The 13,571-nt window shown below is 37.4% G+C and carries 10 protein-coding genes; 1 reads left to right on the top strand and 9 read right to left on the bottom strand.

What is annotated here, in order from left to right:
* Positions 1–102: 102 nt before the first annotated feature.
* The 3 genes from dapB to FNN08_RS02785 form a co-directional block, all read right to left on the bottom strand.
* Positions 103–906: a 4-hydroxy-tetrahydrodipicolinate reductase gene (gene dapB, locus FNN08_RS02795; RefSeq protein WP_143583235.1), complete on the bottom strand. Its 804-nt coding sequence runs from the start codon at positions 904–906 to the stop codon at positions 103–105.
* A 232-nt stretch (positions 907–1,138) separates the two neighbouring features.
* Positions 1,139–1,753, bottom strand: coding sequence for an FKBP-type peptidyl-prolyl cis-trans isomerase (locus tag FNN08_RS02790; RefSeq protein WP_143583234.1), 615 nt, complete (start codon positions 1,751–1,753; stop codon positions 1,139–1,141).
* A 113-nt stretch (positions 1,754–1,866) separates the two neighbouring features.
* Positions 1,867–2,679, bottom strand: a complete 813-nt coding sequence (locus tag FNN08_RS02785) for a M48 family metallopeptidase (protein ID WP_143583233.1) — start codon at positions 2,677–2,679, stop codon at positions 1,867–1,869.
* Positions 2,680–2,834: 155 nt separating this feature from the next.
* On the opposite strand from FNN08_RS02785, the gene FNN08_RS02780 reads away from it, so the two are divergent.
* The gene (locus tag FNN08_RS02780; RefSeq protein ID WP_185962548.1) at positions 2,835–4,724 is read left to right on the top strand and encodes a DUF885 domain-containing protein; all 1,890 of its coding nucleotides are present in this window, start codon (positions 2,835–2,837) and stop codon (positions 4,722–4,724) included.
* 174 nt (positions 4,725–4,898) lie between these two features.
* Here FNN08_RS02780 and FNN08_RS02775 read toward each other — a convergent pair whose 3' ends face one another.
* The 6 genes from FNN08_RS02775 to FNN08_RS02750 all read right to left on the bottom strand — a co-directional run bounded on the left by FNN08_RS02775 (position 4,899) and on the right by FNN08_RS02750 (position 13,367).
* Complete coding sequence (locus FNN08_RS02775) at positions 4,899–6,128, bottom strand: hypothetical protein (RefSeq protein ID WP_143583231.1); 1,230 nt, start codon at positions 6,126–6,128, stop codon at positions 4,899–4,901.
* Positions 6,129–6,183: 55 nt separating this feature from the next.
* Positions 6,184–7,014: an outer membrane lipoprotein-sorting protein gene (locus FNN08_RS02770; protein WP_143583230.1), complete on the bottom strand. Its 831-nt coding sequence runs from the start codon at positions 7,012–7,014 to the stop codon at positions 6,184–6,186.
* A gap of 158 nt (positions 7,015–7,172) precedes the next feature.
* Positions 7,173–9,596, bottom strand: a complete 2,424-nt coding sequence (locus FNN08_RS02765; RefSeq protein WP_143583229.1) for an efflux RND transporter permease subunit — start codon at positions 9,594–9,596, stop codon at positions 7,173–7,175.
* Between the two features lie 100 nt (positions 9,597–9,696).
* Positions 9,697–10,656, bottom strand: coding sequence for a helix-turn-helix domain-containing protein (locus FNN08_RS02760; protein WP_143583228.1), 960 nt, complete (start codon positions 10,654–10,656; stop codon positions 9,697–9,699).
* A gap of 231 nt (positions 10,657–10,887) precedes the next feature.
* Positions 10,888–11,994 (bottom strand): DUF917 domain-containing protein, encoded by a 1,107-nt coding sequence (locus FNN08_RS02755; RefSeq protein ID WP_143583227.1) that lies wholly within the window; start codon positions 11,992–11,994, stop codon positions 10,888–10,890.
* Between the two features lie 170 nt (positions 11,995–12,164).
* Positions 12,165–13,367, bottom strand: a complete 1,203-nt coding sequence (locus FNN08_RS02750; protein ID WP_143583226.1) for a cytosine permease — start codon at positions 13,365–13,367, stop codon at positions 12,165–12,167.
* Positions 13,368–13,571 lie beyond the last annotated feature (204 nt).

The following is a 13,571-nucleotide window of genomic DNA, read 5'->3' as shown; positions in this document are numbered from 1 at the left end:
ACGCGTTACAGCTCAATTCGTCCATAACAAATTGAAACAATTTAGTCATTAATTGGCTACTTAAGCAAAAACAGTACTTAAGCAGCTAAAAAACCTAGTTATCTATTTCAAACCAAGCACATCTTGCATGTCATAAAAACCATTTGGTGCTTTTTTAAGCCATGCTGCTGCGCGCATTGCACCAAGTGCAAATGTCATTCTTGATGTTGCTTTATGAGTAATTTCTAAACGCTCACCAAGGTCGGCAAAAAATGCGGTATGTTCGCCGATAATATCGCCAGCACGCACGGTTGCAAAACCTATGGTATCTTTAGAGCGCTCTTCTGTTATGCCTTCTCGGCCATAAACAGCAACTTTATTTAAATCTCTATCTAATGTATCGGCAATCACCTGCCCCATTTTCATGGCGGTACCAGATGGTGCATCTTTTTTAAAGCGGTGATGAGCTTCAAAGATTTCGATATCAGTAGAATCACCAATAGCTTTTGCTGTTATTTCTAATAACTTAAATAATAAGTTAACGCCAACGCTTGTATTTGGCGCTAATACCACAGGAATATCTTTACCCGCAGCTTTTAATTGTTCTACTTCATCGTCATTAAAGCCCGTTGTGCCAATAACGATGGCTTTACCATGCTCATTACACCACTGAACATTAGCCATGGTAGATTCGATTGAAGTAAAATCGATAAATACATCAGCAGCAAGTAAGTCATTAAGCTGGGATGTTACCGGGCAACTTTTATGACCAAGACCACATAATTCACCAGCATCTATACCTTTTAAGGTAGATGACTCACGCACGAATCCACCAACGAGTTCAATACTTTCATGCTCAATAGCTGCTTGTAATAAATTACGGCCCATACGTCCGCCACAGCCTAAAATTGCAACTTTAGTTGTCATTGTTATTCTCTTGTTTTTTGTATTTCGAATTAAACATTTTTGTCATCGCAACTAAGCTAATTACCATGACAAATGTGTTTGCTTTTAGTCTCTAGTCTCTAGTCTCTAGTCTCTAGTCTCTAGTCTCTAGTCTCTAGTCTCTAGTCTCTAACATACTCTTATAATTAAACTAATGTAGCTACATTAGTTTAATTATAAAAAAGCCGGGAAATACCCGGCTTTTTCAATAACATTAAACGATAGATAAAAGCTCTACGTCGAATATTAAAGTAGCATACGGAGGGATAGCACCCTGTGAGCCTTGCTCGCCGTAAGCTAAGTTGTATGGTACGTGTAAACGCCATTTTGAACCAACAGGCATCATTTGTAATGCTTCAGTCCAACCAGCGATAACGCCACCTACTGGGAATTCAGCAGGTTGACCACGTTCTACAGATGAATCAAAAACAGAACCGTCTGCAAATGTACCGTGGTAGTGACAGCTAACAGTGCTTGCTGCTGTTGGCTTTTCGCCTTCACCGGCAACTAATACTTCGTACTGTAAACCAGACTCAGTAACAATTACGTCATCACGTTTAGCATTTTCTGCTAAATATGCTTCACCCGCTGCAGCAGCTTCTTTAGCTAACTCAGCTTCTTGAGCTTGTAATTTTTGAGACACGATAGTGAATGCTTCTTGTAAGTCTTCTTGGCTTACTTGGCTAGCTGCGTTAGCTAGTGCATCAGCGATACCAGCTTGTACAGCTGCTACTTCAAAATCTTTAAAAGGGTTATTACGTAATTGGTCACCTAATTGGCGGCCCACGCCGTAACTTACGCGTTGTTCGATACTTGTAAAGTCAGTCATGATTACTTCTTATATGAAAAAATTCGGGCGAAATGATAGCATGTTACCGCCCAATTATTCCAGAAAAATATAGCAAACTCTTGCTAAGTAAATATTGCTTGTATACAGCACTTTTATTTACTTTTAGGGATCGCCGGTTTAACACAATTAGGCTTAACATTACTTTGTGCGTACATAGGATTGGTTTTCGATAAATGCTTATTTAAACCATTAATACGAGTTTGATTTGATGGATGCGTTGAAAAAAACTCAGGTGGCGCCGCGCCGCCTTGTTTTGCCATATTCTGCCATAGCTTCACACTTTCTTTAGGATCAAAGCCTGAAACCGCCATTAACTCTTGGCCGATAATATCCGCCTCGGTTTCATGCGCTCGCCCGTATGGCATTAATACGCCGTATTGTAGCCCTAAACCAAGACCGGCTAATAATAAGGTCTTATTATCAACATCTTTGGCAGCCATGGTAGTACCGGCAACAACCAGTGCTGCTTGTGAAAGTTGGCTTGATGATAAACGTTCATTTGAATGCTGAGCAATAACATGCCCTACTTCGTGACCAATAATTGCCGCTAATTGACCTGCGTTTTCTGTTACATTCAATATTCCGGTATATACACCAATTTTACCGCCAGGCAGAGCAAAGGCATTAATTTGGTTAGAGTCAAAGACCACAACCTCCCATTCACCTTTATGCACTTTTGAATTCACATTAGGCGTAATGTAATCAGTGACACATTGAACAAAGGCATTCACTTTTTTATCCGTGCTGATCGTTTGTTCTTTTTTCATTTGTTCAAACGATGATGTTCCCATAGCATCTAGCTGACTTGATGAGTGAAACAAAAGCTGTTTTCTTCCTGTAGGAGATGTTGAACAAGCAGCGACAACTGTAGTTAGGGCTAACAATGCTATGAGTGATTTTTTCATCTAAATATATTCTTATAATGTAATTTTTAAATCGTAAATACATTGTAAAAGCTTGTGCTTAAACAACCAAGTTTTTATAAAAAATAAAGTATTCTTTGCACTAATACCTTATATTGATTGATATTAATTAAAAAAATAAACTCATGGCGATAACAATGAAAAAAAGCTCATTACAACTTTCACTAATAAGCTCTGTATTTATTACTTTGTTTGCTTGCTCAGAACAAGAGCAAACGATCACAGTGATAAAACAAGAAAAGCAACCAGTACTCGATGTGATAGGGGTAAATGATGACGCCAATTTAATACCTCTTGCTCAAATCATTAGTGAAGCCAATAATGAGTTTTTTAAAGCAAGACCTCAATTAGCTTCACAAGTTGCTGCTAAACAAAGCGCTGTTGGCCACTATTATTTTAACAAACTTGATAATTACGACAGTGCTGACGATTTATTATTTCGAAATTTTATGGCCGCTAAGTCGCAACAAATGCTTGAACATGAAGCCAGTGACGATATGTTAACTGAAGATAATCGCTTAATACTTGCCAACATTTATTCATACTACGCTGGCAAAAAAGACTTCCCAGTTGGTTTTATTGACTCTTATTTTGGCCATCAACCATTTATTATAAATCAAATTAATGGTCCATTAATCGACTCTATTTCAGTGTTAATTAATAACCACAAAATAGAAAACGTTAAAGATGCTAAAGACTTTATCGAGCGTTTAAACGCTTTTGTTGTACAAACTAAGCAAGTACATGAAAAATTTATCGCAGATGCTAGTAATGGCTGGGTACCACCACTCGCTATTTTAAACTCAGCCCACAGTTACGTAAGTAATTACACTCAAATCAACATTGATAAAAACAGCTTAGTAAGCCACTTTCAAGATAACGTATCCAATATTGCAGGTATTGATTTAGCTGAACAAAAGCAGCTATCCAGTGACGTTAAGCATATTGTTGGTAATGATTTATACCCTAGCTTTAATCGTATTGCTGACACCTTAACCGCATACAAAGATAAAGCAGCTAAAGGCGATGGTATTTGGGCACAACCCGATGGCGATAAATTTTATCAATATGCAATTAAAACTCACGGTGATAGTAATTTATCCGCACAAGAAATACACCAACTTGGTTTAGCTGAAGTTGCTCGTATTAGTGCCGATATGGACTCGATATTGTCGCAATTAGGTTATGAGCATGGCAGTGTTGCCAAACGTATGAATGCCTTAGCAAAAGAAGTACGCTTTTCATATGAAGATAGTAAGCAAGGTAAAGAGCAATTAATTGCCGACTTAAACCAACAAATAGCAGACATCAATAAAGTCATCGGCTCTCAATTTAAAACGCCTATCCCATACGATGTTACCGTTAAAGCTTTCCCTAAAGAAGTAGAAGAAACAAGTGCCGGAGGGCAATACTCACCGCCTAATTTAGACGGCTCGAAACCTGGAGTTTTCTGGATAAACTTACGAGAAATGTCAAGCATAACCAAGTTTGATATGCCAACACTTACTTTCCATGAAACCAACCCTGGGCATCACTGGCAAATATCATTAAATATGGCACAGCAATTTCCATTATTACGAAAACTTGCGCCATACAATGCCTACGTAGAAGGTTGGGCCTTATATTCTGAGCAAGTTGCCTATGAAATGGGAATGTATAAAAAAGACCCTTATGGCAACTTAGGACGCTTAAAAGCAGAATTATTTAGGGCTGCTCGCTTAGTTGTAGATAGCGGACTTCACCATAAACGCTGGAGTCGTGAACAAGCAATACAATATATGATGGATGTTACTGGTAACTCGCATGTCGAAGTTAAGGCTGAAATAGAGCGTTATATGGTATGGCCCGGACAAGCCCTTGGTTATAAATTAGGTATGCTAAAAATACTTGAGTTAAGAGAACAATCGAAGAAATTGCTAAAAGATAAATTCGACATTGGTGAATTTCATGATGTGGTTTTACTTAACGGAGCTATGCCACTGACTCTGCTTGAGCAAAAGGTAAATGAATGGATAGCATCTAAATAAGACCTAAATAGTAATGTGAGCGCTTTATAAATGAATTAAGAATATCTTGCCAATTTAGGCTGTATTAACAACTTAAGATATTTCGAATCATTTACTGGCGCTCTGCTTCACCTTAGATAGCGAACTTATTTGCTGGCATTAATCAGGTGACGTTTAAAGTTACCAGGTAGTTATTTAGAAAAAATAACTTAATTCTAGCTGCATATAGTTACTGTCTTTGAGCATAGCACTAGCATCATCAGGATCGGTATTAGTTACTCCTCTAGACTCTAGAGACAAAGTAAAGTCGTTACCTATACGCGTAAGTGCTTCAACAAAGAAGTATTGCGACTGGTTATTAACATCTTGAGTAACACCGGCAAGTAGTTCTGTTGAGTCAATATCATTTAAGGTCCAGCGCACAGCGATACTGACATCATCATCGGCCATTTCGCCATCGCGCTCATCATATAAATATTCAACGATAATCCCTATATCAGACGCGCTATCAAACACCGAGTAGAAAGTATATTCAAAACCACCGGCGGCGGCATAAAAGTTACCAACGGCATTATTTTGATGAATGACTTCTAACTTTAATAACCATGCATCAAATGTTGTTTGCAGATCTAAACCGGTTTGATTAATGATATCGTAAATTGGCACATAAACGACTTCGTTATGGTTATTGAGATAAACTTCATCTTCGCTAAATCGCGGCGCTCTGCTGGTTCCGTAGAAGTGTGATACGCCAATATCCCAGCTTTCAATGTTATGCGACCAACGCACAGCAAAATCGGTATGTAACTCTTCCGCTGATGATTCATAAACGGCATGACTATCACTGACTAGCATTTGGCTACTTGGCCTGCCATCTCGATCATTAAAAGTTCGCTCTCTAAATCCTGGCAGTACAAATAAATCAACTAAGCCCCAGTCATTGATCAAAGTTAGGTTAACCATAGGTTGCCCAAGAAAGCTTTCGCCATCCGGGTTTTCAACGGCATCGGTTTGGTTAATAACATTAACTAAGTGGATAGTTTCAGTTACTCCCCAAAATACTTGGCTAATGCCTGCTTTAACTTCCCAAGTGTCATCATAATGATGCCAATAAAGCTCGCGCACATCAGCATGAGTTCGATTAGAGTCGGTTTCGTCGATACGGATAAAAGGCTGAAACTCAACTGAGTTATTACTATCTTCTATTTGCCAATAAAATTCTGGCTCAAATGATACGGATAAATTTGAGTTTGATTGACCACTACGTTGTTTGTCTGCTTCAAAGTGGCGGTACTCACCGGCAACATTACCACTTATTTCAGCACCGCCTAACATGCCATCATCAGCATAGGCCAAGCTATGGCTTATTGCTAAAGAAGTTAACGATAATGCGGTTACTATTGATTTAAGCTTACTCGACTGCATGGATTTACCTTATTAATACCACTCGATTTAATTAGAATAAAACAACATTCAAAATTTAACGGAATCGCTTAAGTGCACTTTGAGTAAAGTCACTTTCCGTAAACCCTAGATCAAATTGATAATCTTTATAGTGTAATAATGTTTCTTTTTTGGTTTTATGATTAGTCATAATTAATGTCATTGGACGCCAGAAACGCTCTTTATAAAGCTTATGATCTTTAGCGATTAAGGTTTTGTAGAACTCGCCTTGCTGATTATAAAATTCAATTTTATGAGTACGGTACTCTGTGGTGTCTTGCCAAACAAGAGCCTTTGAGTAACCACTGTTTTCATACAATGGTGTCCACTGGGTAACAAAGCAAGTTTGCTCGCCACAAGCTTCTTCACGAATAAATTCATAATCGTATTTTACTTCTTCAAAAGCACTCATATCTTCAAAAGCAAATTCACTACCCATAAATGAACCTGAACGATTTTTAGATGAAATGCGTTTTACTCGCTTTAACGCTGGTAAATAAAACCATTGGTCATCTGGCTCTAAGCCATTACCATAAGTTAGTAAAGCCGTGCCTTTAACGTCTCTTGGATTGTCAAAAACGGTCATACTCCAATCACCACCATCAGGACGTTCAAGAACTCTGATACGCATTTCTCGAGTGCGTTCATTACCTCGACTGTCTCGTAAGGTCATTTTTAGTAACTCTTCACTATTACCAAAACCGCTCTCACGCTTATCTGCTTCTACGGCAATTTGTCTACCCTTAGCTTTGTTGTCTAAACTACTGCTTGCAGTGTCATCAGCCTGTGCAGCGCAAGGTAAAATAGTGAAAGCGAAAACTAGCCCTAACATAGATTTTATTCGGTTATTTTGAGATGTAAGGTACATTACAGATCCTTAAGTTTATTATTTACATTACTAGGGGAATTCAACGATGTATCCATTAAATTTCCCTAATAATGCATGCTAATGTCGTTATTAGCCTACGATATATGGGGCAAAGGCAGCAAACGAGTTAATCTAACTCGTTTGCTTGTTTTACAATATTAAGCTTGTTTAGCTACAACATTAAATTCTTTACCAAATGGTTTTAATACTAACATCAATGCTGGAAGCAAGAATAAGTCAGCAAGTAAAGCCATAACGATACACAGAGTTAGTAAGCTACCAAAGCTACCTAATACATTCATTTGTGACGTAAGGTAGATTGAGAACGAAGCAATTAATATAAATGATGTCGTCATTAATGCAGCACCAACACCTTGTAAACTATTTTTAATCGCTTGTGCGTAGTTACCTGTTTTAAAGAATTCACGACGTAGGCGCAGCATCATATGAACAGAGTCATCAACAGCAATACCAATGGCAACGGTTGCAATTAATAAACGGAAATAATCTAAGTGTAATCCCGCCCAGCCCATGTAACCTAAAACAATAATAATTGGCAGTAGATTTGGGATCATCGCTGTTAAACCAACTTTAACCGAACCAAATACTAAACAAAGTAATACTGCGATCATTACAAATGCGTAGAAATAACCTGAAATTTGACTTTCTGAAATGTACTCGGCCATTTTCATCCATAATGCACCAACACCAGTTTCTTCAACTTTAGCTGTATTTGCTTGTATTTCAGCGCTTGGCAGGTGCTGGCTAAGATCATTCATAAAGTCGGTAACTAAGTATGAATCTTGACTTTGTACGCGTAGCTCTAATGCCGCTTTTGAGTAATCACCTGATAGGTAATCATCTAAGTCTTCACCACCAGAGATTTCATACATTAATAAGTATTGTGCTACTAACTCATCCGATTCAGGTAACTTATGGTAGGCCTTATCTCCGCCATGGAAACTTTGGTTAATATCTTTTAATAAATCTACAATTGAATAGGTTTTTGAAACGATGTCATATTCATTGGCTTTGTTTTGTAATGCTTCTACTTGTTCAAGTACCGCTAAAGACTTAACGCCATCAGCTTGTTCGGTATTAAATACATAAACCACATTTAAAATACCGCCCATTTTATCTTCAGCAAATTCAGTTTCAACGCGAATAGGAGCCGACTCATTAAAGTCGGTAATAAAGTTAAAGCTAACTTTTAATTGGTTAAGGCCAGCCACTGCAACTAACAACATTAAAGAGAAAGCGACAATCACACGTTTAGGGTTAGCAATAACCGTGTTATAAACAGAACTTAATGTGCCTTGTAAAAACTTCTCACGGCGGTTAGGTGTTAAAGATTTTTCTTTTACGGGTACATTTTTACCAAATGATAAGAATACGACCATCACTAAAATAGTGATAAAGAATAAGGCAATAACACCAGCACCTAAATAAACAGATAGATCGGCAACGGCTTTAATTTTTGAGCCACTCATGGCAAAGAAACCTGCAGCGGTAGTTAAAGCAGCTAATAAGCTTGGTAAACCAACGTGGCTTAATGTGTTGCGAACAGCAACTTGTCTTGTTTCACCATTGCGGCGTTGTTGCTGAAACTCAGAAATAAAGTGCACAGATTGCGCAGCACCAATTGCAGTAATTAATGTTGGCGCAATTAAGAATAATAAGCCTACGCTGTAATCAGCTACGCCCATAAATGCTAGCGTAGCAAAAACACCAACTAACACCACAACCATAGGGCCTAAAATAGTCGCTAAATGTAAGCGGAAGGCAAGCATAGTAATAATCGCTACTAAGATAATAGACAGCAGCATAAATGATTCAGATTCAGCGGTAACAATTTCATTGTAATTCGCGTTCATCGGCACATCACCAGTGCGGTAGAAACTAATACCCGCGTATTCAGGTTTTGCTAAAATTTCATTAATTTTTTGATTCGAGGCTTGTGGGTATAAATTAGGTAATACGTCGCCCGCTTCAGGATCTACTCGTAATGTTTCAATAGGATCGCTACTTGTACGTGACATTTCAATAATAATTGCGGCATCGCTGCCTTCTTTATTAACTAAACTGTCAATATAAATAGGCTTATCAAGCATTGAATCACGGCGTTCAAGTAACTTTTGTTGGCTTTCTGGAAAGTCTAATTCGATTTTACGAATTTGCATTGAGTCGCCATCAGCATCGATAAACTCAACATTAGATAAACTCGTTACTTCTTCAACAAAAGGTACGGTATTTTCTAATTCTTGCGTTAATTTAGTGATTTTTTTCATCACTTCCATATCAAATGGACCATGCTCTTTATCAGGGGCGTTATAAAGAATATAAGTCACCTCATCCGAGCCAAAGTCTTTTTGATAATCGATGTAATTCTTGTAAGTACTATCACTTTGTTGGAAGTAAGCGTCAAAACTATTATCAGTACGAACTGTGCCCGATAATGTTAATGCACCAAAACTAAGACCAATAAAAAGAATTAGTACTAACCAGCGAAAACGGTAAATAAAACTACCGATATTAGCAAAAGCGTTGTCGGCCTTTGTTTGAAAGTTATCATTGCTACTCAAAGTGAATTCCTCAACAATATTATGTAGATACGAAGTTAAAAATATAGATGAGTATAATAGAGTTTATCTAAATAAAAAGTATCCAGATAGCGACACAAGCTTAAGAGAATTGTTTTCTTGTGTAAGAGCTTTGTAATTGTTTTGCAGAAATACCGAAGTGTTTTTTAAATTCAGTTGAAAAACGACCAAGATGAGAAAAACCATGCTGCATGGCAATATCACTTACCGTTAAGTGTTGATTATTGATAATTTGTTTGTGTACAGCCTTTAAACGCATCGCTTGTAAATACGCTAAAATAGAACAGCCAAAGTAATCTTTAAAACAGCGTTGTAAAGAACGCATGCTAATACCTATTTGTTCACATAAAATATCCAAACTTATTTTTTGCTGATAATGCGCATGAAGGTAGTCTCGAACTTGCCTCGCGACCTTTACCCGTTTATCGGCGTAAATAGGTAAGTCAGAGTAATTACTGCCTGCCCCTTCAGAAATCCTCGCGATAAATACACTCATCATGTTGGCAACAGCTTCAGGCTCGATATTGTTATTTATACTATTAACAATTGCATTACGCCAAAGCATAGCCTCAGCTCTATTGATTTGAATATGTGTCGCAACATCAATCACCTCCTCAAAAGGTGTAACAGATTGACTAATTTGAGCAAACCTTGCTTTAGATAACATTATTGAATCTGAACCAGACATACCTTTGCTGACTATATCAACAGCATAATTACTGGGTAATAAAGTCATAACATCATGTTCAAGCGTTTGCCCGCATATTGATATTTCACTATCAGGGGCTGTCGCTAACATTAAGCAAATAGTATCTTCAGGAGGTTCAAGATAAACCGAAATGGCAGTATTAAATCGGTCAGATACTAAAGTGACATCATCAATAACTCGCTCAGCAACACCACAATGAAACTCGCCTTTACCAAGCTGAGTAACTAGTTGATTAACATCCATTTCCTTCATCAACTCTTCATTCTCCTCTGCACTAGCAAAAGATAAGGTGATATCGCTTGGGAGTTGTTGGTAGTAATTGCTAAAGTTCATAACTAATTTATAACATGTCACTGATTTATGAACTGTAATATTTATCGACTAAATGTGACAAAAATGTAAATAAAGCGATTATTATACCAAGTCCATTAATTAACCGCTCATTTTTAATGGTTAAAATGAATAACTACTTACTAAATTTTATGCCTTGTATTTATCCCTTTTCCCTCATGAAAAAGTAGATCTCTTAATTAATGGAATTGGTATTAAATTTGTTTTTTATTGCTATTTAATAGCCGGCACATAAGTTTGCTCAAGTCCAACATAAGTAGGACCAAACGTTTGTAAACCTTTCTCTGTTGTGAATTCTTTGGGAGCAGGTAAAATCACAACGGCTATATTCATACCATTTATGTGGTTAGGGTTAGTCACTGGTTCACCGCGATCTAAGTCAATACAACAAATTAAATCAGGAATGGTTACATCAACCTTGCCATTAAGCCTTGCAACCAAGTTTTCATTTTTGATTTCTATATCATAAGTGTTACCTTGATATTCATCTAAACCTTCAATACTGACATAACCTACGGTGAAACCGTTTTCTAATGCAAAATAATAGTCTTTAGTTTTACCTCTAAAAGCAACAATTCCCCCACCTTGTTTGGCGATAGCTGTAGCTAAGTCACTACCATTAGTTTTTGCTTGTCGGTAGACCCTCCCCATTTCTAAGGATTTAGAAATCGTGCCTTTGATCAGTGCATTTTTAAGTTCTTTCGCTTCAAGGGCATGGTCTATTGCGGCGATATCATTTCGGCTCACTTGAGCTAATGCTCGAACAATAGTTTCAGCTCTAAAATCGTCTTTAACATTTTCACAAACAAAACATTCACCAAACTCATTCGCGGTAATAATAGGTGCAGCAGGTAAATTGTTTAAATAATAGGTTGAATGCGTTATTTCTGGCACAGCTCGACCTGCAGGATCAGCATCAATAATATAACCATCAGTCATTGCCGCAAGGTAGAAAGAAATAGCCGTATTTTCACCACCTAATTCACAACAAACAGTACCAAAGTAGGAATCACCGGTATATTGTTCTAAACGCTTAAAGGCAGTCATTATCGATGGCTCTTTACTGCGTGGCAATTCTTTATAGGCTAATTCTTCTTTAGCACTTAGCGGTGAAATAGCCCCGAGCATATAAGGTGTACAAATTTTGGCAGTATCAGGTACATCATCAATACTGACTAGTTTAAATTCTTTGCCTGCTGCTAATGCCCAATCTATATAGTCGAAACCTTCATCAAGTTCTCCGCCGCCGCCAGTACCAAAGATGGTACAGCCATATAAAACATCAGATAAGTCTTGCTTGTTTAGTGTTGTTACGTTCATATACTTGGGACCATTTACTCGTTAATTGGTAATATTTTAATGCTTTTACACAAATTTAAGTTTTGTAAACTTACGCTCCTGCACTGTTAAATTTTGAATGGCTACTGAGCTTAAAAAATAATATTTTGTTAGCATTTGATTTCATTAAATATCGAATACTTATTGCTTGTTTAATTTACGTTGTTCTCGCGCTTTATGCGCTTACTTAGAAAATAATATACGGGGGTGGTAACCAAAATCGCATCACACACTTCAATTGTGGTTAAAGTGATATAGCCCTTATTAACAAACACGGTTACCGCCATACCAATAAACCAGGCAATTAAGGCGCTAACATTGACATTATCAAGGCTTTCTAACTCTTTTATTTGATAAGGTTTTTGATTACGTAAGATAAAGAAGTCGGTAACATAAATAGCAGCTACTGGTACAAAAATAATGGATAAACCAAATAAGAAGTCAGTAAAATTATCGAGTAAGTTGAATGTAGCCACAACAGTACCGAGCAGACCGGCAGCAACTATCACCTTCCACTCTTGCCATTTAGAATTAATCGCCGATAGTCCTAAAGCCGAGCTATAGAGATTAACCACATTGGTAACCCAGCTAGATAAAATTAATAACGCAAAAGCAAACCAGCCTAACCCAAGGGCCAGCATAACCTTTAGAATATCACTTTCCATTACCGCCAAACCAGCAAATGCAGATGCGATATAAACAAAGGTACTTAATCCTAAATAGGGTAAAAATGATGATATTGCGGTGGCTGTTTTATTTTCTGAAAAACGCGTAAAGTCAGGCATTAAAACCACGCTAACAATAAAACTGCCAACCACAATAGATATCGCTTCACCAAAACTAAAACTTATAGCACTGGTGGCAACGTCATTAATGGTTTGATCATAATGAATGCTTTGATAAACCATATACACCACTAATAAAAACATTACTGGTACAAATAAACTGGACAGTTTATCTAGTAGCTTAAACCCTAAGATGGTGGTTAAAGTAACAACTACTCCAAAGATAATTTCCAACATCCAAATTTGTGAAGATATATTAAAGCCATCTAAAAGCAGCCGCTGGGTAACACTACTGAATAAATCAATATTGACCCCATACCAGCCAAACAAGGCAACAACAAATGCAAAACTTAAAACATTAGCGCCCTGCTTGCCAAAAACAAATTTCATTGTCATACAAGAAGCTAAACGGCTATGCATACCAACAAGGCCAGTAACAACACCTAAGATTGACAAGATCAAGCCACCTAATAAAAACACATAAATGCTTTGTTCTAAACCAAGTGCACTACCTAACTCAAGACCAGTAATAAGACCAGGAACTGCAAATGCTAAACCACCATTTACCATACCTATTCTTACACCGCCGACAGTTTTATGCTCAGGTACCGGGGTGGTTGCGTAATCTTCAAAGATATCGTTGTTGCTATTAATGGTTAATCCTTAATGTGTAAAGCAGAAATATAATACCAATCCCATTATGTTTCTGCTCAATTGCTCACATAATTAATGGAAATGGTATAAAAGTAAATCTGTACGCTCTATATTTATATC

The sequence above is a fragment of the Thalassomonas sp. M1454 genome (assembly GCF_007097525.1).
Lineage (GTDB): Bacteria > Pseudomonadota > Gammaproteobacteria > Enterobacterales > Alteromonadaceae > Thalassotalea_A.
Note: the sequence above shows the minus strand (reverse complement) of the source record. Positions and strands in the feature narration are given on the sequence as shown.